This window comes from Vibrio sp. ES.051 (assembly GCF_002563795.1).
Taxonomy (GTDB): Bacteria; Pseudomonadota; Gammaproteobacteria; order Enterobacterales; family Vibrionaceae; genus Vibrio.
This window is the reverse complement of sequence record NZ_PDJL01000006.1, coordinates 152,319-179,108: the sequence shown is the minus strand read 5'-3', so window position 1 is coordinate 179,108 and position 26,790 is coordinate 152,319. Positions and strand designations below refer to the sequence as shown.

The 26,790-nt window shown below is 45.7% G+C and carries 23 protein-coding genes and 1 tRNA gene; 11 read left to right on the top strand and 13 right to left on the bottom strand.

Annotation, left to right across the window (positions count from 1 at the left end; genetic code table 11):
* Positions 1-107: 107 nt before the first annotated feature.
* The 7 genes from ATG66_RS17905 to rpsU all read right to left on the bottom strand — a co-directional run bounded on the left by ATG66_RS17905 (position 108) and on the right by rpsU (position 6,944).
* Positions 108-1,514, bottom strand: a complete 1,407-nt coding sequence (locus ATG66_RS17905) for a HipA domain-containing protein (protein WP_179885722.1) — start codon at positions 1,512-1,514, stop codon at positions 108-110.
* Positions 1,507-1,842, bottom strand: coding sequence for a helix-turn-helix domain-containing protein (locus tag ATG66_RS17900; protein ID WP_098416580.1), 336 nt, complete (start codon positions 1,840-1,842; stop codon positions 1,507-1,509). Before ATG66_RS17900 ends, ATG66_RS17905 begins: the two co-directional genes overlap by 8 nt.
* A gap of 322 nt (positions 1,843-2,164) precedes the next feature.
* A tRNA-Ile gene (locus tag ATG66_RS17895) sits at positions 2,165-2,240 on the bottom strand.
* Positions 2,241-2,395: 155 nt separating this feature from the next.
* Positions 2,396-4,255, bottom strand: a complete 1,860-nt coding sequence (rpoD, locus tag ATG66_RS17890; protein WP_098416579.1) for an RNA polymerase sigma factor RpoD — start codon at positions 4,253-4,255, stop codon at positions 2,396-2,398.
* A 99-nt stretch (positions 4,256-4,354) separates the two neighbouring features.
* Complete coding sequence (gene dnaG, locus ATG66_RS17885) at positions 4,355-6,121, bottom strand: DNA primase (protein ID WP_098416578.1); 1,767 nt, start codon at positions 6,119-6,121, stop codon at positions 4,355-4,357.
* Between the two features lie 136 nt (positions 6,122-6,257).
* Positions 6,258-6,701, bottom strand: coding sequence for a GatB/YqeY domain-containing protein (locus tag ATG66_RS17880; protein WP_098416577.1), 444 nt, complete (start codon positions 6,699-6,701; stop codon positions 6,258-6,260).
* 27 nt (positions 6,702-6,728) lie between these two features.
* The gene (rpsU, locus tag ATG66_RS17875) at positions 6,729-6,944 is read right to left on the bottom strand and encodes a 30S ribosomal protein S21 (RefSeq protein WP_001145625.1); all 216 of its coding nucleotides are present in this window, start codon (positions 6,942-6,944) and stop codon (positions 6,729-6,731) included.
* A gap of 231 nt (positions 6,945-7,175) precedes the next feature.
* Between rpsU and tsaD the strand changes: the two genes are divergently transcribed.
* Positions 7,176-8,192, top strand: a complete 1,017-nt coding sequence (gene tsaD / locus ATG66_RS17865; RefSeq protein WP_098417103.1) for a tRNA (adenosine(37)-N6)-threonylcarbamoyltransferase complex transferase subunit TsaD — start codon at positions 7,176-7,178, stop codon at positions 8,190-8,192.
* A gap of 133 nt (positions 8,193-8,325) precedes the next feature.
* A complete protein-coding gene (locus ATG66_RS17860; RefSeq protein ID WP_098416576.1) occupies positions 8,326-9,141 on the top strand; it encodes an alpha/beta fold hydrolase in 816 nt (271 codons plus the stop codon).
* Between the two features lie 35 nt (positions 9,142-9,176).
* Here the strand turns inward: ATG66_RS17860 and plsY are convergent, their stop codons facing one another.
* Positions 9,177-9,788, bottom strand: a complete 612-nt coding sequence (gene plsY, locus ATG66_RS17855; protein WP_098416575.1) for a glycerol-3-phosphate 1-O-acyltransferase PlsY — start codon at positions 9,786-9,788, stop codon at positions 9,177-9,179.
* Positions 9,789-10,037: 249 nt separating this feature from the next.
* On the opposite strand from plsY, the gene folB reads away from it, so the two are divergent.
* The 3 genes from folB to ATG66_RS17840 are packed head-to-tail and all read left to right on the top strand — an operon-like array spanning position 10,038 to position 11,695.
* The gene (folB, locus tag ATG66_RS17850; RefSeq protein WP_098416574.1) at positions 10,038-10,397 is read left to right on the top strand and encodes a dihydroneopterin aldolase; all 360 of its coding nucleotides are present in this window, start codon (positions 10,038-10,040) and stop codon (positions 10,395-10,397) included.
* Positions 10,394-10,882, top strand: coding sequence for a 2-amino-4-hydroxy-6-hydroxymethyldihydropteridine diphosphokinase (gene folK, locus ATG66_RS17845; protein WP_098416573.1), 489 nt, complete (start codon positions 10,394-10,396; stop codon positions 10,880-10,882). The genes folB and folK overlap by 4 nt, the downstream gene beginning before the upstream one ends.
* A 9-nt stretch (positions 10,883-10,891) precedes the next feature.
* On the top strand, positions 10,892-11,695 hold the full coding sequence (locus ATG66_RS17840; RefSeq protein ID WP_098416572.1) for an undecaprenyl-diphosphate phosphatase: 804 nt from the start codon (positions 10,892-10,894) through the stop codon (positions 11,693-11,695).
* Between the two features lie 66 nt (positions 11,696-11,761).
* Here ATG66_RS17840 and ATG66_RS17835 read toward each other — a convergent pair whose 3' ends face one another.
* On the bottom strand, positions 11,762-12,982 hold the full coding sequence (locus ATG66_RS17835) for a multifunctional CCA addition/repair protein (protein WP_098416571.1): 1,221 nt from the start codon (positions 12,980-12,982) through the stop codon (positions 11,762-11,764).
* 137 nt (positions 12,983-13,119) lie between these two features.
* Here ATG66_RS17835 and ATG66_RS17830 point away from each other — a divergent pair, with 137 nt between their 5' ends.
* Together ATG66_RS17830 and ATG66_RS17825 are read left to right on the top strand one after the other, a co-directional pair.
* Entirely contained in the window at positions 13,120-14,736 is a 1,617-nt protein-coding gene (locus ATG66_RS17830) for an ExeA family protein (protein WP_098416570.1), read from the top strand.
* Positions 14,736-15,413 carry a general secretion pathway protein GspB gene (locus ATG66_RS17825; protein WP_098416569.1) on the top strand — a complete coding sequence of 226 codons (678 nt, stop codon included), beginning with the start codon at positions 14,736-14,738 and terminating at the stop codon, positions 15,411-15,413. Before ATG66_RS17830 ends, ATG66_RS17825 begins: the two co-directional genes overlap by 1 nt.
* 123 nt (positions 15,414-15,536) lie before the next feature.
* Here ATG66_RS17825 and ATG66_RS17820 read toward each other — a convergent pair whose 3' ends face one another.
* The 3 genes from ATG66_RS17820 to ATG66_RS17810 form a co-directional block, all read right to left on the bottom strand.
* Positions 15,537-16,148, bottom strand: a complete 612-nt coding sequence (locus tag ATG66_RS17820; protein WP_098416568.1) for a TIGR04211 family SH3 domain-containing protein — start codon at positions 16,146-16,148, stop codon at positions 15,537-15,539.
* A gap of 178 nt (positions 16,149-16,326) precedes the next feature.
* Complete coding sequence (locus ATG66_RS17815) at positions 16,327-17,586, bottom strand: inorganic phosphate transporter (protein ID WP_098416567.1); 1,260 nt, start codon at positions 17,584-17,586, stop codon at positions 16,327-16,329.
* A 130-nt stretch (positions 17,587-17,716) separates the two neighbouring features.
* Positions 17,717-18,397 carry a TIGR00153 family protein gene (locus ATG66_RS17810; RefSeq protein ID WP_179885721.1) on the bottom strand — a complete coding sequence of 227 codons (681 nt, stop codon included), beginning with the start codon at positions 18,395-18,397 and terminating at the stop codon, positions 17,717-17,719.
* A 212-nt stretch (positions 18,398-18,609) separates the two neighbouring features.
* On the opposite strand from ATG66_RS17810, the gene ATG66_RS17805 reads away from it, so the two are divergent.
* Positions 18,610-20,142, top strand: a complete 1,533-nt coding sequence (locus tag ATG66_RS17805) for a CYTH and CHAD domain-containing protein (protein WP_098416565.1) — start codon at positions 18,610-18,612, stop codon at positions 20,140-20,142.
* Positions 20,143-20,181: 39 nt separating this feature from the next.
* Here the strand turns inward: ATG66_RS17805 and ATG66_RS17800 are convergent, their stop codons facing one another.
* Complete coding sequence (locus ATG66_RS17800; protein ID WP_098416564.1) at positions 20,182-21,000, bottom strand: potassium channel family protein; 819 nt, start codon at positions 20,998-21,000, stop codon at positions 20,182-20,184.
* 48 nt (positions 21,001-21,048) lie between these two features.
* On the opposite strand from ATG66_RS17800, the gene ATG66_RS17795 reads away from it, so the two are divergent.
* The 3 genes from ATG66_RS17795 (at position 21,049) to hldE (ending at position 26,765) form a co-directional block, all read left to right on the top strand.
* Complete coding sequence (locus ATG66_RS17795; RefSeq protein ID WP_098416563.1) at positions 21,049-22,305, top strand: methyl-accepting chemotaxis protein; 1,257 nt, start codon at positions 21,049-21,051, stop codon at positions 22,303-22,305.
* A 118-nt stretch (positions 22,306-22,423) separates the two neighbouring features.
* On the top strand, positions 22,424-25,267 hold the full coding sequence (glnE, locus tag ATG66_RS17790) for a bifunctional [glutamate--ammonia ligase]-adenylyl-L-tyrosine phosphorylase/[glutamate--ammonia-ligase] adenylyltransferase (RefSeq protein ID WP_098416562.1): 2,844 nt from the start codon (positions 22,424-22,426) through the stop codon (positions 25,265-25,267).
* 67 nt (positions 25,268-25,334) lie between these two features.
* Positions 25,335-26,765 (top strand): bifunctional D-glycero-beta-D-manno-heptose-7-phosphate kinase/D-glycero-beta-D-manno-heptose 1-phosphate adenylyltransferase HldE, encoded by a 1,431-nt coding sequence (gene hldE / locus ATG66_RS17785; protein WP_098416561.1) that lies wholly within the window; start codon positions 25,335-25,337, stop codon positions 26,763-26,765.
* Positions 26,766-26,790: the final 25 nt, after the last annotated feature.

Sequence of the window (26,790 nt, the reverse complement as noted above, 5' to 3'; positions counted from 1 at the left end):
GACTTTTTGTGGGGGCGACAGTGGCGACAGTCCCCGCAGTGGATAGTTAACTAGTCTCTTTTAGTTTAGGTGCAGATTAACTCATTGCTAATAAAAAACTTTCTCTTTTAAAGAAGTTCACTCATTTCTGGCACACTGTCGGCTTGCTCTAGCAAGTATTCACACTCTGTTTGGATGAGTGAGACACATAGTTCTATGTGTTCACGCTCTCCATCATCGATTCCTTGAGCTTCGGTAAGGTCAATCGCTTCCTTCAGAGCATTTTTTATAGCACCAACGGTTTCTACCATTATGGAAGCCATTTTGGTGCCTGAATAGCCGAGCAGAGCGCCGAATTCAGCTAAATCATAGCTGGTGATAGGGCGTTTGAAGTTACCTTTCGGCGGATTTTGAAAGTCTTCACTTTCCCAATCTCCAATCGACATTGCAAAATATTGAGGGATACTGGCGGCACGACCCTCATCAGCAGACAACTTACCGCTTCGTGAGTTGCGTTTTGTTCCCTCTTGAGCGATGGCTTCTATGTTTACTAAATCATAAAAAGGGGTTAGTTCCAGCCCTTTAGGGGTGACGAAGAAGCTAATATTTTTACCATGGGCATCGTAGTTTAGCGTTGCTAGATTAAAGAGCATCCATTGGGTGAGCTTTAGGTTGGTGATTACCGTGTCTATAGTTTTGACGCTCAGTAGGCGTGGGAAAGAAACGCCATCACGCATATATACGCCATCGCCTTCATCCCCATTCTGACGCTCGTATTTGTAACCTGGAGGTAAGTCAGTTGCCTGACAGCCATCAATCACATGTCTTCGTTGAACGACATCACGAGCCTCGATATAGGCACGATCGAACCGCTCTATGAGCAGTGTCCTAGTCTTCCCAATGCGAGTTAACTCAACATTAGCGACGTCCAAACCTGCTAGCTTGGCTAATGTCATGCAAAAGAACTCATTAACAGCAATACACGGTGCTCTACCGCTTTCAAACTTCAGAATGTAGTTCGAACTTAATTTGCCTTCACCAAACCCCCATTCATCACCGCGCTTAAGTAAGTTTAATTTGTTTTGCACACCAGCAACCGAAAGGCGAACCTTACCGTCCCAATATACTAATGGCGCTAGATTTCTCTCTAGTCGTTCTATTAGTTCATCATCAGGTACAGGTCTAAAACTAGTTTCTTGAGGTTCTGATTCTGGAACTCGAAAAGATAATGCGCCAGATGTTTCCGCACCAAGCTTACGAATCAGCCCGAACGTGTTGCTTTTGGAGATAGTAGTGTTTTGTATCATCTCTTCAAAGGCTTCTCCTTCAGGAAGAAGATTTCTGAGGTAGTTCTCAATACTACGTGGCGAAGCCTTATCATCGAAAGGGATGTGTGGCGAAATTGGGAAACCAGTGTGTTTCCATTCATCTTCATAGATGAATGAAAACTCTGTTTCTGTTCCGACAGGAAGAATCAAACGACCAATTTTGGTATTCGTACCGATAAACACGTCTAACTGTTGTAACTTACTCATACCAACCGTCCTCATTGCTTCTCACGCTGTTTTCAGCTTGGGAGGTTATTTGGCTATGTGGACGAACAAATAGGTTTAAATCGATAAGGCGTAACGATAGCCCTAAGATGTCCATGAGGATGAGTACATTGGCAAAGGTGACACTGGTATCGCCTTTTTCTACTTTTATGACGGTTCTACGAGATAAGTTGGCTTTTGAAGCGAGATCATCAATACGCCAGCCTCTATCGGTGCGCTTTGAGCGAATGGCGCTCCCTAGCGTTTCCATACTGAACTCGGTATTCAAATCAGGCATAGGTTGTGCCTTTACCATCTTACCTTTTCTCATAAGTGCCTTTTAATGTACTTTTGTCATTATTGGGTTCGTCTTAATATATAAGTTCACTATAACTCACTTTTGTAGTGGCTGTATAAGAAATTATCTATAAGTGCAATTTAAGTTACTTATTGTTGGTTTGCGAGTTTAATACCTCTCTTTGTTCTCTATGAGAGAGTTTTATCAGCCAGAACGACATATTTGGCAACAGCGTAGTATTCGGATTAGTATTGGAAGAAGGCAGAGAAGAGTGCGTGATCGGGGCTTACCTGACCCAAAATCGTCAGGTACAAAAAAGGTTAGTAAACACTATGCTTACTAACCTTCTGCAATATGGTGGCCCCTCGCAGACTTGAACTGCGGACCAATCGATTATGAGTCGACTGCTCTAACCACTGAGCTAAGGGGCCTTAATAGGACAACGATTATAGGGGAAGTGTTATAAGGTGTCTAGATAGCAATAGGACCAATTCCGCTTAGTTTTTGCTCACTTAGCACGTTAGATAATAAAAAAGGTGACCGAAAGTCACCTTTTTTGATTTTTAAAAGCTTGTCAGTGTTGCGCTTATTCGTCTAGGAAGCTGCGCAGAGTTTCTGAGCGGCTTGGATGACGAAGTTTACGCAGTGCTTTTGCTTCGATCTGACGAATACGTTCACGAGTAACGTCGAACTGTTTACCTACTTCTTCTAGAGTGTGGTCCGTGTTCATGTCAATACCAAAACGCATACGAAGTACTTTTGCTTCACGTGGCGTTAGGCCTGCAAGCACGTCTTTCGTCGCCCCTCTTAGGCTTGTTGATGTGGCAGAGTCTAACGGCAGTTCTAGTGTCGTATCTTCTATGAAATCACCTAGATGCGAATCTTCATCGTCACCGATAGGTGTTTCCATTGAGATTGGCTCTTTAGCGATTTTCAGTACTTTACGAATCTTGTCTTCTGGCATTTGCATGCGTTCAGCTAGTTCTTCCGGTAGTGGTTCACGACCCATCTCTTGTAGCATTTGACGAGAAATACGGTTCAGCTTGTTGATCGTTTCGATCATGTGGACCGGAATACGAATCGTTCGAGCTTGGTCCGCAATGGAACGAGTGATTGCCTGACGGATCCACCATGTAGCGTAAGTCGAGAACTTGTAACCACGACGATATTCAAACTTATCGACTGCTTTCATCAAACCGATGTTACCCTCTTGAATCAGATCCAAGAATTGTAGACCACGGTTGGTGTATTTCTTCGCGATAGAAATGACCAGACGTAAGTTTGCTTCAACCATCTCTTTCTTCGCTCGGCGAGCTTTTGCTTCACCGATGGACATACGACGGCTGATGTCTTTAATGTTTTGTACGTTAAGAGAAGTCTCTTCTTCAATCATTTTTAGCTTAGCGATTGAACGACGGATGTCTTCTTCGTTACGTTTGATTTTTTCAGCATATGGCTTGTCAGAAGCTAGAACTTCGTCCAACCAAGCTTCACTTGATTCATTACCAGTGAAAAGCGCAATGAATGATTTCTTTGGCATTTTGCCGTATTCAACCACTGACTTCATGATCAAACGTTCTTGAGTACGAACACGGTCCATCGCTTTACGCAGTTCATTCACAAGGTGATCAAACTGTTTTGGCGTTAGACGAAACTCTCTAAATACGTCTAGCATCATCTCGTTAGCAACCGTTGCTTTCGGGCTGTTGTAACCGTACTCGTTGATTGCTAGCTGCAGGTTTTGATATGTGCTGCGTAGTTGGTTGAATTTCTCAAGCGCTAATTCTGGATCAATACCGACATCGTCTTCAGAATCATCTGAATCGTCGTCGCTCTCTTTGTCTTCATCCTCTTCATCGTCTTCTTCTTTCAACTGAGTCTCAGTTAATTCAGAGCCGATGTGTGTTGCTGTTGGCGCTGTCGTATCGTCAGCATCCGGGTCAACAAATCCAGAAATTAGGTCAGTAAGACGAAGCTCTTCTGCTTGAACCTTGTCAAATTGCTCAAGAATGTACGGAATCGTACCAGGGTATTCAGCAACAGACGATTGAACTTGGTTAATACCTTCTTCAATACGTTTTGCGATGTCGATTTCGCCTTCGCGAGTTAGAAGTTCGACAGTGCCCATTTCACGCATGTACATGCGAACTGGGTCTGTTGTACGACCAATCTCACTCTCTACGCTAGACAGTGCAGCGGCTGCAGCTTCGGCTGCATCTTCATCGGTAATATTTGTGTCATCGTTCAGTGCTAAATCATCAGCATCAGGAGCAGTTTCTACTACCTTAATGCCCATATCATTAATCATCTGAATAATGTCTTCTACCTGTTCTGAATCTACGATTTCAGCAGGTAGGTGGTCATTTACTTCGGCGTAGGTCAGATAGCCTTGTTCCTTGCCTTTAATAACAAGTGACTTTAGCTGTGACTGCGGATTGTGATCCATAGACGGTATCCAACTTCGTAATCTGGTGAAGGAATCAGTATGCGAAATGCAAACCACTTACTATAACAAATTTAATCGTTGCTGACTAATTAAACAGGGTTACGCTTTTAAATCTAGCATAAGTGCTAGCAGCTCCCTTTTCTCTTCGGCTGATAAACCGACACTTCTTGCTTTGGCCTGCAGGTTTTCAATTTGTTTTTCTACGCACTGGGCAATAATTTTATCCAGTGAGTCTAAAAATATTTCTTCTAAGTTATCCTCATCGAGTGGAATGTCCCAACTCGCGAGACGAGACAGAAGGGTCTCATTTTGGCTGTTTCGCCAATGCTCTAATAATTGGCCTGTATTGATATGGGGGTGTGCTTGGCATTTATCAAGTACATCAACAAATAAACTTAGGCCTGGTATTGATAAGTCTCTTACCGAAGACAGATCAGGTACCATTTGAGCATAGCTCGGATTTTGAATAAGTAGAGCGATTACCTCTCGCATCGGAGTTCGTTTAATCTCTCTGTGCGGTTGAGGTCTTTTATTCTCTTTGCCTTGTTTTGAAATTAATTGCTGTAGTTGGCGTTCATCCACTAAACCCAGACGCCGGCCAAGCAATTCTCTCAAGTATAGCCTTAAAGTACCGCCCGGCACTTTATCAATGAGAGGTACTGCGAGAGTACTTAGCTTTGCCATGCTTTCTTTCGTGCTCATATCGACTTGTTGAGTCAATGAACTGAACATAAATTCAGACAGTGAGGTCGCATTAGACACTTGTTGTTCAAATGCTTGCTTTCCGTTTTGTCGAATATAGGAGTCGGGATCTTCTCCATCGGGTAAAAACATAAATTTAAGCTGGCGACCATCAGTAAGGTAGGGCAATGCATTTTCCATGGCGCGCCACGCGGCTTCACGGCCTGCACGGTCACCATCGTAACAACATACGACAGTGCTTGTTTGCCTGAATAATACTTGCAGGTGATCACCCGTTGTAGAGGTACCCAATGAGGCAACAGAGTAATCGACGCCATATTGAGCAAGCGCGACAACATCCATATAGCCTTCAACCACTAAAATTTGTGGTGGCTCACGATACGCTTGCAGTACTTCATAGAGGCCGTACAGCTCTTTGCCTTTGTGAAAAATAGGCGTTTCCGGTGAGTTAAGATATTTTGGTGTCCCATCACCTAAAACGCGACCACCAAAACCAATCACTCGGCCGCGTCTGTCTCGAATAGGAAACATCACTCGACCACGGAATCGATCGTAGCGGTTGCCTTTATCGTTTTCGATCAACATGCCGCCTGTGACGAGCATGTCTTGGTTTTCTTTATTCTGGCCAAAGTTCTTACGAACTAAATCCCATTCATCAGCTACATAGCCGATACCAAACTTCTGGACGATTTCACCAGACAGGCCGCGATCTTTTAGATACTCAATCGCGACTTTGCTCGACGGTTGTTTTAGCTGGTTACGATAAAATTGAGCAATGCTGGCCATTAAGTCGTATAGGTTACGTTTCTCGCTGCTGCTTGCTTGTGGACCTGATTGGAAGGCACCACTATCACCACTACGTTGTTCACGAGGAACATCTAACCCTAAGTAAGAGGCGAGCTCTTCAATGGCTTCGACGAATTCTAGTCGATCGAACTCCATCAAAAAGTCGATGGCATTACCATGAGCGCCACAACCAAAACAGTGATAGAACTGTTTTTCTTGGCTCACGCTAAATGACGGTGTTTTTTCGTTGTGGAACGGGCAACAGGCGCCGTAGTTCTTGCCTTTTTTCTTAAGTTTTACACGTGCGTCGATGATATCGACAATATCAAGTCGAGCTAGGAGGTCATCGATAAAACTGCGAGGGATGTGTCCAGCCATAAAACCTAACAAAAAAAGAAGATGAGTGGTACGGGAATGAGCGTGTTGACTGCTTATTTTGTTCCATTCATTCAGATACAAACAAGCCGTGCGTTCCAAAGAATAGCACGGCTTGCTGCAATAGGGTGGGGTATTTTTAAGTCAGTTTGGTACGAACCAAACCGCTGATTTTACCCATATCTGCGCGCCCTTGAACTTGCGGCTTCAAAACGGCCATTACTTTGCCCATGTCTTGCATGCCAGCTGCACCAGATTCAGTAATCGCGCTCTTAATAAGAGCCACAACTTCTTCGTCTGTCAGTGGTTGAGGCATGAAATCCTCAAGAACTGTAATTTCTGCTTGTTCCGCATCAGCAAGATCTTGACGACCTGCTGCTTCATATTGCGCTACAGAGTCGCGACGTTGTTTAACCATTTTGGTCAATATGGCAAGAATGTCGTCATCGTTCAGAGTGATCTGCTCGTCAACTTCACGTTGCTTAATTGCTGATAGGGCTAAACGAATAGTACCAAGGCGCAATTTGTCCTTGGCTTTCATCGCTAATTTTTGCTCTTCTTTGAGTCGATCAATGAGAGCCATAACTAAATTCCTACTGGAGCTCAGTTATTAGTACAGGCGAACGCGACGAGCATTTTCGCGAGCTAGCTTCTTAGCGTGACGCTTTTGAGCTGCTGCTTTAGCGCGTTTGCGAACTGTAGTTGGTTTTTCGTAGTGCTCACGACGACGCACTTCAGAAAGGATACCTGCTTTTTCGCAAGAGCGCTTGAAACGACGTAGAGCAACGTCGAACGGTTCGTTTTCACGTACTTTAACTACTGGCATATGCCTTTCACCTCAGGGGTTATTCGTTAACGCTGGCATTCAGTAGACCAAAATCACAATTATTTGGTCTCTTACCAGCTTGATCAAAAATGGTGCGGAATTTTAATCCGATCACGCCTGCTTTGTAAAGTCTTTTGTCGATTATTGTCTGTACAAAATTTGTTTGCAGCACCAAGGCGAGGTAATATGACGCCCAAATTTCCTCTTTACATAAAGCATACTGAGAAAACCATGCGCATTATCGGTATTGAAACCTCTTGTGACGAGACGGGCATCGCGATTTATGACGATGAAAAAGGTCTGTTGTCACACAAGTTATACAGCCAAGTAAAACTTCACGCGGATTACGGCGGTGTCGTACCTGAACTGGCTTCGCGGGATCATGTTAAAAAAACCATCCCTCTTATTAAAGAAGCATTAAAAGAAGCCAACCTTACGTCAAAAGATATTGATGGTGTCGCGTATACGGCTGGTCCAGGTCTGGTCGGAGCGCTACTGGTGGGGGCGACGATTGGTCGCAGTATCGCATATGCATGGGGAGTACCAGCTGTCCCTGTTCATCATATGGAAGGCCACTTGCTCGCACCTATGCTAGAAGATAATCCCCCTCCGTTTCCATTCGTTGCTGTATTAGTATCAGGTGGTCACTCAATGATGGTTGAAGTAAAAGGCATCGGAGAGTACAACATTCTCGGTGAGTCGATTGATGATGCGGCGGGTGAGGCTTTTGATAAAACGGCGAAGTTAATGGGCTTAGATTACCCAGGTGGGCCACTGTTGTCTAAATTAGCAGAGAAAGGCACGCCAGGTCGTTTTAAGTTCCCACGGCCAATGACCGATCGCCCAGGGTTGGATATGAGCTTTTCTGGTTTAAAGACGTTCACTGCTAATACGATTGTAGCCAATAGTGATGATGAGCAAACTCGGGCTGATATTGCACTTGCATTTGAAGAAGCGGTATGTGCCACGCTCACGATAAAATGTAAACGAGCTCTGGACCAAACGGGTATGAAGCGCATTGTTATTGCTGGCGGTGTAAGTGCTAACCGTCGTCTTCGTGCTGAGCTAGAGAAGTTAGCGAAGAAAGTCGGTGGTGAAGTGTATTATCCTCGCACTGAGTTTTGTACTGATAATGGTGCAATGATCGCTTACGCAGGCATGCAGCGTTTGAAAAATGGTGAAGTCTCGGACATGGCAGTTGAAGCGCGCCCACGTTGGCCAATTGATCAGCTTACGCCAATCGCATAATGTTGCATTTCCCCTTTGACCTCTATTGATAGAGGTTTTTGCTTTTATAGCGAAAAGAGTCAGGTTGCTTGACTGAGGTGATCAGTTCTATTTGTTTCAGTGGTAGGCAGAAGAAGAATAAATGGATATATCAATGAAGAAGTTTGAAATTGAAGGTCAGCAACTTGCTTACCTAGATAGAGGCGAAGGACCTGTATTGCTGTTTGGCCACAGCTACTTGTGGGATAGCCAAATGTGGGCGCCGCAAATTGAAGTATTGAGCCAGTCTTATCGTTGTATTGTGCCGGACTTGTGGGCGCATGGTGAGTCAGACGTGGCGCCAGCCTCAACGCAATCTTTAATCGATTACGCACAGCATATGCTGGCATTAATGGATCATCTTGAAGTAGAAACGTTCTCTATCGTGGGGTTATCTGTCGGCGGAATGTGGGGAGCCGAGCTGACGGCTCAAGCGCCACAGCGTGTTAAGTCACTGGTGTTGATGGATACGTTCATTGGTTGGGAGCCCGAAGTCACGTATAAAAAGTACTTTGCGATGCTCGATAACATCAGTCAAGTTCAAGCTGTTCAAGCTCCAATTATTGAAGTCATCGTGCCGCTGTTCTTTGCTGACAATGTAGGACAGGTGAACCCAGAGCTGGTTACTTCATTCACACGAAGTTTAGAAAGCCTTAGCGGTGAGCGGGCGGTGGAAGTGGCTCGCATTGGGCGCATGGTGTTTGATCGCCGTGATGTGATTGAGGATTCGGAAAAATTCGCTCTACCGACATTAATTGCGGTTGGCTGTGAAGATAAACCACGTCCGGTATTCGAGTCTTACTTAATGAAAGATTGCATTACGGGCAGTGAGTTGGTGGAAATTCCACAAGCAGGTCACATCAGTTCGCTAGAGCAGCCTGAATTTGTCAACCAGATGTTGTTGAGCTTCCTCAATAGAGTCCACGATTGACCTGGCACGCCTTACTTCAATACAAAGACTCGGCATTAGACCGAGTTTTTTTCTGCCAATTTTTTCTCGCCGATCCTCGGTTCTTCACCAGTTAGCAACCGACGAATGTTTTGGTGATGCTTAAATACAATTAAGCAACACAGCATCGCCACAGGTAACGTGTATTGTGGTTTAAACATCCAGGTATAAAAAGGCGTGACCAATACGGTGACGAGAGCGGCAAGCGAAGAATAGCGAAACAAGGCAGCAACCGATAACCAAGTGAGCATCACCAGTCCGGTAAGATCCAGCCCGATAGGTGCAATGGCTCCTAATGCCGTTGCTACGCCCTTCCCACCTTTAAAGTGGAAGAAAATGGGGTACATATGGCCAAGACAGGCGGCAATGGCAATAATGCCAAGAATGATAGGGTCGATGCCAAGAAAGTAACCACCCCAAACAGGGATGGTTCCCTTTAGCATATCGCATAATAAGACAGAAACTGCGGCCCCTCGACCACCAATGCGCAATACGTTCGTCGCCCCAGGGTTATTTGATCCAACACTGCGTGGATCTGGCAGTTTTAACAGTCGACAGATCAAAACCGCACTAGAAACCGACCCTAGTAAATAGGCGGCCATTGTCATTATCAGTGCCAGTGCGTCCATAGAAGTCCTTGATGGATTGGAATTTAATGCTCAGTTCCCGCGTAGTTGCTATCATACCTCGAATTCACATAATGCAGAAATCCTCTCTGTGACGGAGCTTGCATTGTGTGATTTCTTGTATATTAAGATGCTTTCGCAGTTTATACCTAAGTCACATTGTGATGACCTAAGTCAATGTGACTTAGGTATAGAATACTACGATCAAATACCCCTCACGGGTATCCGACCTCTGTAATAGAAGGACATAAGATGGCTCTGGATAAAGTTTTTATTGAACAGTTAGAAGTAATCACCACCATTGGTGTGTACGATTGGGAACAGCAAATCAAACAAAAGTTAGTTCTGAATATCGAGATGGCACACGACAACAAACCAGCAGGTAAAAGTGATGATGTGCAAGATGCGCTGGATTATTCGTTAGTGAGTGAGGCGGTACTGAGCCATATTGAAAATGGCCGTTTTCTATTGGTCGAGCGCGTAGCAGAGGAAGTTGCTGAGATTATTATGCATAGATTTTCAGTTCCTTGGGTCAAGATCCGGTTGGCGAAACCAGGCGCGGTGCCTCAAGCGCGTTCTGTTGGCGTGGTGATTGAGCGAGGACAAGCATGATCACCACCTATATCGGAGTTGGTACGAACGTAGAAAGAGAGCTGCACGCTCTCGCTGCGTATCAAGAGCTACAACAGCTAGGAGAAAACCTTCTCGTATCGCCGATATACGAGTGCCAACCAATTGGCTTTAGTAGTCAGAATTTTTACAACTTTGTGATCGCCATGCACACGACGTTGTCATTAGAAGAGTTAAGTCATCAGCTGCGCGAGATTGAATTTAAGTGGGGGCGTGAAAAAAATGCACAAAAGTATCAGGATCGAACCTTGGATCTCGATATCGTGTTGTTTGGTGAGCATATCTCCAAGAAAAAGCCTGAGCTACCTCGCCATGACATCTACAAATATCCTTTTGTTACAAAGCCTCTGTATGATCTTAAACCTCACTTAGTCATCCCCGGAGATGGACGCACAGTCGCAGATATTTGGCATACTATGCAGCCAGTCGATTCACTCAAACCGGTTTCTTTTTCATTTTTTATTTGAGTTATTTACATGAGTTATTTTGAAGCCTTTATTTTGGCTCTGGTTCAGGGGCTGACCGAGTTTTTACCTATTTCCAGCTCTGCTCACTTGATCTTGCCCTCCGCGATTTTGGGTTGGGAAGACCAAGGGTTATCGTTTGATGTTGCAGTGCACGTGGGAACATTATTGGCAGTGGTGCTCTATTTTCGTCATGAAGTTATCACTTTGCTTCAGGCGCTATTGGCATCGATTTTTACAGGGAACCGTAGCAAAGAAGCGAAACTTGCTTGGATGATCGTGATCGCCACGATCCCAGCCTGTGTGTTCGGTTTGCTCATGAAAGACGTTATCGAGCTTTATTTACGCAGTGCATACGTTATCGCTACTACCACTATTGTGTTTGGTTTATTACTTTGGTGGGTGGATAAAAACGCAGAACTGGTAGCAGAGGAATACCAAACGGATTGGAAGAAAGCGGTATTCATCGGTATTGCTCAAGCATTAGCGATGATCCCTGGTACATCTCGCTCAGGGGCAACGATCACTGCCGCGCTTTATCTCGGTTTTACTCGAGAAGCCGCCGCACGTTTTTCATTCCTTATGTCTATCCCCATCATCACGCTTGCGGGGAGTTACTTAGGTATGAAGCTCATCACCAGTGGCGAGCCCGTTCATGTCGGTTTCCTGTTAACCGGTATCGTGACCTCATTCATTAGTGCTTATATCTGTATCCACTTCTTCTTGAAGATGATTTCACGCATGGGCATGACGCCATTTGTGATTTATCGTCTGATTCTAGGTTTTGGTTTGTTTGCTTTCTTGCTCATGACATAAATCTAGCCAGAATAAAAAACGTCCGCTAATCAAGCGGACGTTTTTGTTTGTTATGAATCTACTTTGCTACTTATTTAGCGCTACTTTGATTACCTCAATGCGGCGTTTCTCTTGTTCATCTCGAATTGCAGGCCCTTTGAAGCCGTCTTGAATGATCGCTTGTACATCCACAGAGACCGCGGCTTGATAGGCGCGCATAAATAATTCGGCTTGTGGGTAAGGTTGATCTTCTAATCCTTTGCGACCTGCGTGGTCAGCTTGGCAGCAAATCAAGATATCATGTAGACGTTCGGCTTTACGCCATACATCAAATTTGTTGAGGATCTTCACTATGGTTTGTGGTTTAAGTTCGGCAGCACGATGGATATTAGAATGTTGCTCACAGACCATTAAGGCTAAATCACGAAATTCATTGGGCACACGCACGCGTTCGCACAATTTTTTTATCAGCTTTAATCCGGTATGACAGTGCATTTTGTGGCTCGGCCATTCGTTTTCTGGTGTCACACCTTTGCCTAGATCGTGCACTTGCGCGGCAAATCTGACGGGAAGTGAGTTGCTCAGTTTTGCTGCTTGCTCAGCCACCATTAATGTATGAACGCCCGTATCGATTTCAGGATGCCAGTTTTCTGGTTGAGGAACCCCAAATAGCGCATCTATTTCGGGTAGTACAGCCTCTAATGCGCTGCAATCACGTAATACCGATAGGAAAACATCAGGACGAGGCGTTGAGAGGGACTTATGCCACTCTTGCCAAACTCGCTCTGGGGTTAACGTATTCAGTTCACCGGATGTCGACATGTCACGCATCAGTTGCATGGTGTCGTCTGCAACGCTAAAACCTAGAGGGGCGAGTTTAGCAGCAAAGCGGGCAACGCGCAGAACACGTAAAGGGTCTTCGGTAAATGCCTCGGAAACGTGACGTAACAGTTTGTCTTGGAGATCTTGTTGGCCGCCGTAAGGGTCATAAAGTTTGCCTTCGTGATTCATCGCCATGGCATTGATGGTTAAATCACGACGAATTAAATCTTCTTCTAGTGTAACGTTTTGATCAAAGAAGCACTCAAAACCAGTGTAACCTGAGCCAGATTTCCTTTCTGTTCGTGCGAGGGCATGTTCTTCTTTACTTTTTGGATGAAGAAACACAGGGAAGTCTTTTCCAACGGCAGTATACCCTTGAGACAACATCATCTGTGGCGTGGCTCCTACCACAACCCAGTCGTTGTCATAACTATCAATGCCGAGCAATTTATCTCGAACTGCGCCACCTACTAAATAAACTTGCACGAATTACCTCTTAATTTATTGATGTGCCGTTGGACATTGTAGCAAGCAATGGTACTTTTCTTTACTCCCGAGAGCAGATGCATCTATGTTTACATCTAGATGTATCTAACAGGGTGGTTTTTTAGCTGGAGAGCCTAATGTATAAGGACTTTTTTGGGTTTGTAGAACAACCATTTTCAATTGTTCCGAACTCACGTTATTTGTATTTGAGCCAACGTCATAAAGAAGCAATTACGCATCTCCAAGCTGGATTGGGCGATGGAGGCGGGTTTGCCATGCTGACAGGCGAGGTTGGCACAGGCAAAACCACTGTGGCAAAAGCCATGCTGGCAAACTTAGGTGATGATACCAAAGCAGGGCTGATCCTCAACCCGACGTTTTCGAGCCGAGATTTGCTGGAGGCTATCTGTGATGAGTTTAAAGTCACTTACCCACCTGATGCGAACCTCAAACAGCTAAGCCAAGTAATCAACGATTATCTTCTGGGTAATTACCGTGCGGGATGGCAAACGCTGCTTGTTATTGATGAAGCGCAGCACCTAGCCGCTGACGTGCTGGAGCAGTTGCGGTTATTGACTAATCTCGAGACTGACACCAGAAAACTACTCAAAGTCTTATTGGTTGGGCAACCAGAACTACAGAGACTTTTGCAAACAACGCAATTGCGTCAGCTCGCACAGCGCATTACAGGGCGCTACCACTTATTGCCATTGGATGAAAAAGAGACGGAAGATTACATCGCATTCCGGCTGCATACGGCGGGTGGCAATCAGCAATTGTTCAATCGCGCCTCCTGCAAGCTGATTTCGAAATACAGTCATGGCATCCCAAGATTGATCAATCTCATTTGTGATAAAGCCCTAAATATGAGCTACCACTTAGGCAGCGTTGTGGTTGATAAACCAATCGTCTTGCAAGCCTGTGAAGAAGTCATGCAGTTTCAGGCCGATATTTACCAACAAGATAGCAAAGTACGCCACTCATTCCGTTGGCCTACTTGGGGCTCTTCTGCGGTTGGGGTTGTCGCAGCATTGGGGGTTGGTTGGGGGGTGATGAATCATATGCCCATCAAGCAGGTGTCACTTTTAGCTGAAATCACCAAGCCGAGTGATGAACCTGTCCCCGTGACTATCAGCAAGCAGTTAACGGATGAACAACGCCGCTTGCTACTAGAACAAAAACAATCAAACTTAGCAATCAACGATTTATATCGTTTATGGGGATATCAAGCCTCGGTTCGAGATAACCTTTGTTTGTCAGAACCGCAATCGACCATGCGTTGTGAGAGAAAAATGGCCACATGGCCGTTGTTAATACAGCAAAATCGCCCGGTGATTTTAGAGCTGAACCATCAGGGAGAAGTGGGGTACGTCATTTTATATGCGGTAGGTAATGACAAAGTGGAAGTCCTCAATGACAAACAACGCTTACGTTTGCCCGTTTCATGGCTAAAACCGATGTGGCACGGCAACATTATTGAGTTATGGCAGGCCCCACTGAAAGAGACGTTGCGTTTAGATATGGAAGGACCCGCAATCGAAGTCTTAGATAGATTGCTGGCTGAAGCCGTCAACGAACCACCGTTTGATACGGAAGTTTTTGATGGGGCGATAAAAGAGCGAGTCGAGTTATTTCAGCGCTGGCAAGGAATTGGTGTTGATGGCATTGCTGGTAAACGAACTCTAGAGCGTTTGCAACAAGCCGTACAACCAGGCGCTCCTACACTGGAACGTATTGAAAAGGAGGACGCCTAATGTCACTCATTAAACATGTAGGCTTCTTTCTGTTGCCGATCACCGTATCAGCAATCGGGGGCGCTTGGTATTTGGACCTGCTTACGCTGCCAGTTGGGGCGGCAACACCAATCACTACAATTGAAGTCGCACAGCCATTCGCAACGTTAGATTACCCACAAACCAGTCAGCTTGCTCAATTACCAAGAGAATGGCCAAGAGCAGAACTCTCTCATGATATTGGCACCTTTACGGCAGAAGAAGAATACGCGAATAATACGCAGGCCAATGAGTCATCGCCTACGCGAAGCGATAATCAACCTTCCTCCCGTGGGGGAGAGAAGTTAAGCTTATCTTTGGATGATCTCGATTTATCCTCGTTATCGCCCAATTTGGCAAGAAAGGTCGAAAATGCATTGTCGCGAGATGACTCTCTGTCACCACAAGCAGAACGGGTCAATGAGTTAGAGCGTAATGCTCGGCGATGGCAGGGGCGTTTGCCTGCGCTTAACTTACAAACACATATGTACGCCAGTGATGTCAATCGACGCTGGGTTAAAATTAACAATATTGAGTACCACCAAGGTGATATCGTCGATGGCCAAGTCACGTTAAAGGAAATACAACCACAAGCGGTGATTGTTGAGTTTCAAGGCGAGCAGATCCGTATACCGGCTTTGTATGAATGGAAAGGGTAAACGTTGACTCATTCATGATTGGTTTAGCGATTAAAAAGCCAGCGTTGAAAAACGCTGGCTTTTTTTCGTTTTAGTACCTCGCCCTGAAATATGGTTACACATTGAGGACGAGATAGAGAAGGCTTATGCCCAACCTGAAGGAGAACGCTTTCTGCGAGGAATAATATGAGGAAGAATCAAACCAAATAACAGACCTAAACCTGCGACTCCGCCGCCGTAAGTGAAGTACTTCAGCAACATGTCATCTTTTTGGGTGTCAAGTTTTGCACTGAGCTCACGGTTTTCTGTTTCAACAGACGTCAGCTGAACACTGATCTCAGAGTACTTATTCTCAAGATCAGCAATCTGTTGGTTGCGTGTTTTTAGTGAGGTGACTAAACCGGCTTTTTCTGCATCTGACGTTTGACGAGCATTTGCGAGTTGTTCTTTCACTTTCTCCAGTTCTTGCTCAATACGAGGAAGACGGATAGCCATGCTTTCTTGGCTTGTCACAAATTTGCTTTGTACCCAACCAGTGCGGCCACGAGAGTCACGAATTTGCGTGTAGTCAGTGTCTTTGTTTGCTTTTATTAGTTGTACTTTAGAGCCGGCGTTAACACTCCCAATAATACGGTAAGTGTTGTTTGGACCTGAGTGCATAAAAGTGAATAGGTCATCAGAAATATAACGGTCTGCTGCTAGGGCCGCTGGCGCTGCTAGCAAAGTAAACAAAACCGTGATGATTAGTTTTTTCACAGTAAATCCCTTAACGATTTTTTTTGGATACAGCATTGGCACCGAATTATTGGAGCCAGAAATAGACGAATAGTATGTAGTTTCAAACGTCGGTGCAACAAAGAAGGGAGGCAAAGCCTCCCTTTCTGTGCGTTTGAGTCAATAATGACAAAGTGCTTACACTCTGTTGACGGAGTGCTTAAGCGAACGTTGCTTGAATGCCATAGAAGAATACCACGGCCAGTAGCGCACCAGCTGGTAGCGTGACAATCCATGATGCAACGATGTTGCGTACCACGCCGAGGTTAAGTGCAGCGATACCGCGAGCAAAGCCAACCCCCAGAACTGCACCCACGAGAGTTTGAGTCGTTGAAATAGGTAAGCCAGTACCAGACGCAAGCACGACAGTACATGCGGTTGCAAGCTGAGCAGCAAAACCACGACTCGGTGTTAGTTCAGTGATACCAGTACCAACGGTCGCCATTACTTTATGACCAAGCGTTGCTAGACCGACCACAATACCAACGCCACCAAGTGGAAGAATCCACCATGCGATACTGCTTTTCGCGGTGATTTGACCCATGTGCTCAACGGTCGATACGACCGCAGAAAGTGGACCAATTGCGTTTGCTACGTCATTTGAACCGTGTGCAAATGCCATTGCACAAGCAGTGATAACCATTAGCACGCTGAAGATACCTTCTACGCCAGAAAAACCATGGTCTTCTTCGCGGTTAGCGAATTTCTTCTGGATATATAGGTAACCACCGACCATCACCAAGGCAGATACAACTGCAGCCCAAGCCCAAGCCTCACCGTTTGTCAAATGAAGACCAACGTGTTTAAGGCCTTTTTTGATGGTAACTAGCGCGATCACCATCGTCGTGATGAACATGTAAACGGGTACAAAACGCTTCGCGTTGATTAGCGGGCTTTCTGTATCAAAAATCAGACGTTGTGCGCTAACAAAAATCAAGTATGCAAAGAAGCCAGAGATGATCGGTGTAATGATCCAGCTACCCACAATGCCTTGAACACTGCCCCAGTCAACTGCCTCAGTACCGACTGACACACACGCAAAACCGATGATAGCACCGATAATTGAGTGAGTCGTGGATACAGGCCAGCCCATGTAAGAAGCAAGAAGCAGCCAAGTACCAGCCGCAAGCAGCGCTGACATCATACCGTAGACAAGAACGTCAGGTTGACTAGCAAATAAAGAAGTTTCGATTACACCTTTACGGATAGTGTCTGTTACTTCACCGCCAGCAAGGTAAGCACCTGCAAATTCGAAGATCATCGCAATGATGATAGCTTGTTTCACCGTTAGCGCTTTTGAACCTACTGATGTCCCCATCGCATTAGCCACGTCATTCGCGCCAATACCAATCGCCATCATGAAACCAAAAAGCGCTGCAACAATAATCAGGACAGTGCCGTAGTTCGCAAGGATATCCATCGTAATACCTAGTTGTTTTATAACAAGCGGAACAAAATTTTACACGTGCCAAATCGTAAGACGATGAAAATAGTCATCGTCCTTGTAACACGAGTTCATTATGCTCTTCGTTATGTGGTTAACTTATGTTTTAAGAGCGAGATAGCATCACTTCCAAACGAGCACCTACGCGCTGCGCTTGGTCGGCAATACCACCTACCCATTCAAGAATCTTGTATAAGAACATGACATCGATAGGGTTCATGCCATATTCAATCGCCATCAATTGTTGGCGAAGTTCAATCTGCATAGCATCGGTATCATCTTCGATGGCATCTAATTGATGAATCATTTCAGCAACGAGCGTCACTTCTCGACCTTTAAAGCCAGTTTCGAGTAATTCATCAAGTTCATTGATTACCTTTTGCGCCTGATTAGCCGCATCAAGACAACGTTGAACGTAAGCGAGGAAGTTTGATTGGAGAGCCTCTGGAATGACAAGTTGACGACCATATACACGGCCAGAAATGTCTTTTGCCAGGTTTGCAAGTTTGTCTTGTTGAGTCAGGAGCTCAAGCATGTCAGTACGATCGACAGGCATAAACAAACCGCGAGGCAGTTTTAGACGGATTTCACGTTTCAGCACATCCGCTTCTTTCTCGAGATGAGAAATTTGTGCGCGAATTTCTGCTGCTTTTTCCCAGTCACCCTTTGAAGATACTTCAAAGAATTTCACCAAGTGTGAACAACATTCGTTGACACACACCACGTGGCGTTGCAAAGGCTTAATTGGGGACTTTGCAAATAACCCCATAATTGTATTTACTGGCATGGTCATTCAACCTAATAACTATAACCTTAAAAAAACATACACCATTTTTCAGTGCTTGGCGAAATGTTGAACGATGGCTATAAAGGCGCGCATGTTAACGCATTAAATCGCTCATTAAAACTGTTTTAGATCATCATTCCGGCGATATTTCTCGCTTGCCGTGCGAGAAATATCGCCATATCCTGTTTCTATCTGCTTTAAAAGGTATCGCTATGGAAACCGAAATAGAACTGAAGTTTTTTGTTTCTCCAGAATTTTCAGAAACTTTACGAGAAAAAATTGCTGAGACAAAAGTACTTCAGCATAGTTGTCGTGACTTAGGTAACACCTATTTTGACACCGCCGATAAATGGCTTAGAAAGCACGACATTGGTTTAAGAATTCGCCGTTTTGATGATGTTTTTGTCCAAACCGTAAAGACTGCAGGGCGCGTTGTCGCAGGCTTGCATCAAAGGCCAGAATACAATGCTGAGCACACCAGTGATGAACCGGACCTTTCACTACACCCCTCAGATATTTGGCCGTCAGGTAAAGATGCAGAAACGCTTCAGTCTGAACTTGCGCCGCTTTTTTCGACTAACTTCACACGTGAACAGTGGCTGATTGGCATGCCTGATGGTAGCCAAGTTGAGGTCGCGTTTGATCAAGGTATGGTCGTTGCCAAAGGCGAAGATGGGGAAGAGAAGCAAGAACCGATTTGTGAAGTTGAACTTGAACTAAAATCGGGTCAAACAGATGCGCTATTCTCGCTTGCTCGCTGCTTCTGTGAAGATGGCGGCATGCGCTTGGGTAACTTAAGCAAAGCGGCAAAAGGCTATCGCCTGGCGGCTGGGTACACTGGAGACGAAGTGAAGTCGCTGGCGTTGGTGGATAGTAGCCCGACTGATACAATTGAGTATTGCTTGATTAACTCGCTGGAGCATGCGCTGTCACATTGGCATTATCATGAGCAAATTTACGCAGAGCGTGACAATGTAGAAGCGCTGCGTGAAATCAGTAATGCGATTCGTTTTATTCGTCAAACGTTGACCATCTTTGGCGGCGTTGTCCCTCGCCGTGCCAGTGCGATTCTGCGTCAAGAGTTAAAATGGTTAGAAGAAGAGTTGGGTTGGTTAGATGAGCATGCGCACCTTAAAGAACTCTTAGATGATAAAGGTAATGTACTTCGTAAGCTGGATGCGCGTAAGTTCTTAGTGTCTGAGTTAACTCAGCAGTTACAAGAGCTGCCAAGCCGTGAAGCAGTGCTAGGGCTGCTCAATTCCGCGCGTTACACCGGGTTACTGCTGGATCTTAGCCGCTGGATTTTAGCGCGTGGCTGGCAGCCGTTTCTTGATGAAAAAGCGCGTGAAAAAATGGCCAGCAACATCATGCCGTTTTCAGTCACGCAGCTGGATCGTACGTGGGCTGAATTGGTAGAAGCGTTCCCGGCAGAGCGTGATCTCTCGGCACAAGAGTACGTTGACCAGCGTTACCGCTTGCTACGTAATCTATATACGGGCATTGGCTTTGCGAGCTTATACAACTGTGATGAGCGCAACAGCTTCCGCCTTCCTTGGGCTGATTTAGTACACGGAATTGATGACCTACTGATGTTGAATCACTTACTGCCGCTGGTTGATATGCTGGAAGATGGTGAGAAAGAGCAACTAGAACGTTGGCTGCACCGTCAAGAGCGTTCAATTTTGCATGCTATGGATCAAACCCGAGCGATCAGTGTGGAAGTGCAGCCTTATTGGCGTCAATGATCACTCTGAGCATAAGTACAAAAATAGGACCGCACGGTCCTATTTTTTTGTCTTGATTTTGCTTTGTTGCTGCTCTTTTTCCATAACGTCGAGTCGCTCTAGTATTTGGGCTTGTTGGCTCAGGAGTTGCTCAAGCATACGTTCTTTATTGATTGAACTGTGCGTCTGTTGTTTGGTGGGTGCCGTTAGAATGGAGGTGATAAGACCTGAAATCATACCAAAGATCCCCACACCACAAACGATGATGATGACGGCTAAAAACTTTCCTCCTGAGGTCACCGGATAATGATCGCCGTAACCAACGGTCGAGATCGTAACAAAGACCCACCACAAGGCGTCGGCTCCGGTGCGAATATTCGCTTCTGGATTTTTCGCTTCGATAAACAGCATTGCGTTAGAACCGATCGTAATGAGGATCACCATCAACAACAATATTGAGGCGATTGTGGTTTCGCGGCGGTTTTCTTTGAGCTGATGCAGAATGAACTTTGAAGAGCGCAGAACTAATACCACTCGCAGAATATGAAAGATACGAGCAAAGCGCAGTGGCTCGATCATTGGGATGCTCGCCACAAAATCTATCCAATGACGTTTAAGAAATAACCACCGATCTGTGGACCGGATCAAATCAATGGTGAGCTGTAATAGAAAAATACTACAGATTATGAAATCCAGACCGATAAGTACTTGACGGGTTTCGTGATCAATAGAGAAAAACAACAAGCCAGAGATCACAAATAGTGCCATAAAAGACAAAATAAGTGACAACAGGCCCATCGGTCGTGTGCTGTCTTTGATATCATTATTTTTCATACGAAGCTCGAAATAAATCGTGTAATGGCATCCTAGCGCGACCATCACGGTAAGCAATAAAAAGACTATATAAGACTCGATGGAGAACTGACAATGGAAAAGCTGGCATTTAAGCCATGGGAAAGGGTCATATCCGACATACGACTGATCCCTAAAATGGTCATGTTGATGGTCTTCAGCACCGTCCTAATAGTGGCGAAACAACTGTGGGACGCAAACACCTTTCACGATTCACTTTTAGCCGCGACACAAAACGCGCAGGTTGCTCAGCAACACTATGAAGCGTATTTAACGCAAATCGCCTGGCAAACCGGGCTACTTATTATTGTTTTTGTTGTATTGCTCCTAGCGGCCGCGCGAGTGATGCTACGTCAAACGCAATATCTGAATGACGCGATTAAATTAATGGCCAACAAGAACCTCTCTGTTCCCTTTGGCATGGATTGTAAAGATGAATACGGAGATGTGGCACGTGAACTTGAAAAGACGCGTCGCCAACTGCACGACGTGATCGGAATGCAGATCAACGCTTCGGACGAATTATCGACATTGACGGAAGTCATGACCCTGAGCATGTCGGAAACCAAAGAGTCGGCACAAGAAGAGTTTAATGAGATTGATCAACTTGCTACCGCGATGAGCGAAATGTCTTCGACCGTTCAAACGGTTGCAGAGCATGCTCAGACAGCCTCCTCTCTTACTGAGCACGCGTCAACGCAAGCGATCTCTGGTCAACAGTTCTTACAAAGTACGATGGCGAAAATGAGGGAGCTTTCTACCGATATTGCTTCTTCCGCTCACGCAGTAAATCAAGTTGAAGAACGCGTGGAGGCCATCGGCAGCGTAGTTGGTACCATCCAAGGTATTTCTGAACAAACTAACTTGCTTGCACTGAACGCGGCGATAGAAGCCGCTCGAGCAGGAGAAGCCGGTCGAGGCTTTGCCGTGGTCGCGGATGAAGTCCGCAATCTTGCACAGCGAACTCAACAAGCGACGGTTGAAATTCAAGAGATGATCACACAATTACAAACTAGTGCGGAGTCTGCAGTAGAGTTGATGGAGAAAAGCGTTGTGGAAGCGGCTGATGGAAACGAGTTGGTTTCTAATGCTGGATCTGAGCTCGATGGTATTGTTGGGCAAGTGACGCAGATCAACGACATGAACTTCCAAATTGCGACAGCTTCTGGCCAGCAAAGTAGCGTGGCAGAAGAGATGAGCCAGAACCTCACTAATGTACGCGAACTGGTGGAAGCTTCCGTCGTTGTGGTGACCGAACTACTTGAAACGTCTGAAATGATGCAAAACAATGCTGGTGAGTTAGATAAGAAGATAAAATCTTTCCAAGTCTAACTTTTATCCAGTCGTGAACTTTTGATAAAACGCCCACAACCTTTTTGTGGGCGTTTTTATTGGTACTGATTCTGGTATAAAAGAGTGTATTACCGTGCTTTTCAAACAAGGAAGAAAAATGCAGCTGCCTTCGCCACTGATTTCTGTCGCTGAACTTGCCATACAAAATGCCCAAGAAGCGGGTTACTTCGCTCTTTGGCCAACTGAGATCGCAAAGCAGTATCGCTATGTGTCTGGTTTGAGTCAGTTCATTACCGAAGCGATTCATCGAGATGAGGTATTAGCGCGTGAGTTACCAGCCATGTTGGCCGAGTCGAGTCGTCAAGAATCTTATCGATCGCGACTCGCAGCTCGATTGAGCGATTGCCAGGATGAGGTGGCCGGCCATCGAGTATTGCGACAGTTTCGTAACCGAGAAATGGTTTACATCGCGTGGAAAGATTTCATGCACACTTGGACACTTGAAGAATCCTTAAGTCATTTATCTCAATTGGCCGAAGCGATGATCTTTGAAACTTACCAGTGGCAATATCAGGCGTGTTGTAAAGAGTGGGGGACGCCCACCAATGCTGAAGGTGAGGCGCAACCAATGTTGGTGATTGGGATGGGAAAATTGGGGGGAGGCGAGTTAAACTTCTCTTCCGATATTGACCTGATTTTTACTTACCCTGAAAACGGTGAAACTCAAGGTGCTCGCCGCAGCATTGCCAATGCACAGTTCTTTACTCGTCTGGGTCAACGCATTATCAAAGCGCTTGATCAACAAACCTTTGATGGGTTTTGTTATCGTGTTGATATGCGGTTACGCCCCTTTGGTGAAAGTGGTCCTTTGGTCATGAGTTATGCCGCATTGGAAGATTACTACCAAGAGCAAGGACGCGATTGGGAGCGCTATGCGATGATCAAAGCACGAGTGATGGGATGTGAAATGTATTCGCAGTACCAAGAGCTTCGTCAAATGCTGCGTCCTTTTGTCTTTCGTCGTTATATCGATTTCAGCGCGATTCAATCTTTACGCCGGATGAAATTGATGATCCGCAGTGAAGTGCGTCGTCGAGGATTAAGTAACAACATCAAATTAGGCGCGGGTGGGATTCGAGAGATTGAGTTTATCGCGCAAGTTTTCCAATTGATCCGAGGGGGGCGGGAACCGTGTCTGCGCAATCGAGGTTTACTGGAGACGCTGCAGGGGATTGAAGAGCTGGCGTTACTGCCCCCTCAAGACGTGAGTGACTTGGAAGCCGCCTACAAATACCTGCGGCAATTAGAGAATTTGCTGCAGGCCATGGCGGACAAGCAAACGCAGACGCTGCCTGACGGCGAAACGGAACGCTTAAAACTGGCCACTGCGATGCGATTGGAATCTTGGGAACAATTGATTGAGCAAACACAACAGCACATGGAAAATGTGCATCAAGTGTTTGAGTCGCTTATTGGTGATGACGAAGAAGATGAAAGTACCACTGTTGCCCGTCACTTCCATGAATTATGGGATATGGCCAAAAAGCAGGATGTACTTGAGCATATTTTACAGCATGATATCCAAGTCGACGATTTTGTCTTGTGCGCCAAAACCATCATTCACTTTAAAGCGGATTTAGCCAAGAAAACCCTCGGGCCTCGCGGACGTGAAGTGTTGAATCGTTTGATGCCCAAAGTGTTTGATGCGGTGTTTGCTCATTCCGATGCTCAATTTGGCTTACCGCGAGTGCTGCATTTACTGCACAATATTTGCACACGAACCACTTACTTAGAGTTATTGGATGAACATCCAGCCGCCTTGGTGCAGCTGGTGCGCTTGTGTACCTCAAGTCCAATGATTTCTGAGCAGTTATCTCGCTACCCTATTCTGCTCGATGAGTTGATCGACCCGGCGCAGCTGTATAATCCGATTCCTTTAGATAGCTACCGAACGGAGTTACGCGACTATCTTGCCCGTATTCCTGAAGATGATATGGAACAGCAGATGGAGGCTTTACGCCAGTTTAAGCAAATCTGTATTCTGCGTATTGCCGCCGCAGATATTGCGGGAGTGCTGTCAGTCATGAAAGTGAGTGATCACTTAACCTATTTAGCAGAAGCTATCGTTGATGCGGTTGTCGGCCAAGCTTGGTTACAAGTCTCGGAGAAATATGGTGAGCCAACTCACGTGCAAGAGCGTGAAGGAAAAGGCTTTGCCGTGGTGGGGTATGGCAAAGTTGGGGGCTGGGAGCTTGGCTATAACTCTGATCTCGATATCGTTTTTCTGCATGACTGTCCAGTCAATGTGTGTACTGATGGCAAGAAAGAAATTGATGGCCGTCAGTTTTACCTTCGGTTGGCGCAGCGCATTATTCATATTTTCTCAACCCGCACTGCATCGGGCATCTTATATGAAGTGGATACCCGTTTACGCCCATCAGGTATATCAGGTTTATTGGTCAGTCCAACCGATGCATTTGAGGATTACCAGCACCAAGAAGCCTGGACATGGGAACATCAAGCGCTTGTACGTGCCCGAATGATTTATGGGGATGAGCCACTTGCAATCGCCTTCCACAATACTCGTCACGATGTGTTGTGCAAGCAGCGAGACCAAGTCAGGTTAAAAAACAATGTCGTTAAAATGCGGGAAAAAATGCGTGGTCATTTAGGTGGTAAAAAGCCAGGCCGTTTTATGCTTAAACAAGATATTGGTGGCATTACCGACATCGAGTTTCTCGCTCAGTACTTAGTGCTCAATTATAGTCACGATAAACCGAAACTGACCCGTTGGTGTGATAACGTGAGAATTTTTGAAACCCTCATTGCACAAAACGTCATGGATGAAGAGCAAGCGATGCAACTGATACGAGCGTATACTTCGATGCGCAATGAAATACATCGAAGAAATCTCCTTAATTTAGATGCGGATGTTGTAGAAGATAAATTTGTGGCGGAAAGAGAGTGGGTTAAACACGCTTGGGGTCAGTGGTTCAATTAAGACGATATATTTAGCCCAGATAAGGGCTGTGATAAACTCACTTCGATTTAATTTTTGGAGAGCAATAATGAAACCGATTCTACCTGATTACAGCAGCGCAGGTGTGCTCATCATCGGCGATGTCATGCTAGATCGTTACTGGTATGGCCCAACCGGACGTATTTCTCCTGAAGCGCCGGTTCCTGTTGTAAAAGTAGAAAATAATGAAGAGCGTCCGGGTGGTGCTGCCAACGTTGCGATGAACATCGCGTCACTGGGTGGTCATGCTCACATTGTTGGTCTGACGGGTGAAGATGAACCAGCTAAAGTGCTGACGGATACACTTAGCTCTCTGAATGTGAAGTGTGATTTTGTCGCGCTTCCAGACTATCCAACCATCACAAAGTTACGTGTGATGAGCCGTGGTCAGCAATTGATTCGTTTGGATTTCGAAGACAAATTCGAAAATACCAATTCCGCTCCTGTTTTATCTCGTATGGATGTGGCATTGCCCAACGTAAAAGCGGTGATCATGTCGGATTACGCGAAAGGTTCACTAGAGCACGTTCAAGCTTATATTCAGAAAGCCCGAGCGGCGAATATTCCGGTGTTTATCGATCCTAAAGGTGCCGACTTCGAACGCTACCGCGGTGCAACGTTATTAACGCCAAACATGAAAGAGTTTGAAGATGTTGTCGGGAAAGTGAAATCTGATCAAGAGCTGGCGGAAAAAGCTCTCGAGCTTGTAGAAGCGTTCGATTTTGAAGCATTGTTGGTGACGCGTAGTGAAAATGGTATGACGCTGATCCGCCGCGGCCAAGAACCCTTTCACCTGCCGACTCAAGCAAAAGAAGTGTATGACGTCACCGGCGCTGGCGATACCGTTATCTCCGTGTTAGCGGCCTCTGTGGCAGCGGGTAAATCATTCGAAGAAGCGTGTGCCTTGGCGAACGCGGCGGCTGGCGTGGTTGTGGGTAAGTTAGGCACATCAACATTATCTGAAATCGAATTGGCAGAAGCCGTTCACGGAAGCCAAGATACGGATTATGGTGTGATTTCGGAGAAGGCACTGATTGACGCGGTGAAGAAAGCCCGTGCGAAAGGTGAGAAGGTCGTAATGACTAACGGTTGTTTTGATATTCTTCACGCGGGCCATGTTTCTTACCTTAACCATGCTGCGGAATTAGGTGACCGTTTGATCGTCGCGGTCAATACGGATGAATCAGTAAAGCGTTTGAAAGGGCCAGGTCGGCCTGTCAACCCTACGGATCGTCGTATGGCGGTATTAGCGGGTCTTGGCGCAGTGGATTGGGTCGTCCCATTCAGTGAAGATACGCCTCAGCGTCTGATTTCTGAAGTTCTGCCAAGCTTGCTGGTTAAAGGTGGTGATTACAAACCAGAAGAGATCGCGGGTGGGAAAGAAGTCATCGCTGCTGGTGGTGAGGTTCGTGTCTTAAACTTTGAAGATGGTTGTTCAACCAGCGAAATCATCAACGCGATTAAAGGCGGTAAGGGGTAAGCTCAGCCAACCCTTTGATGGCATA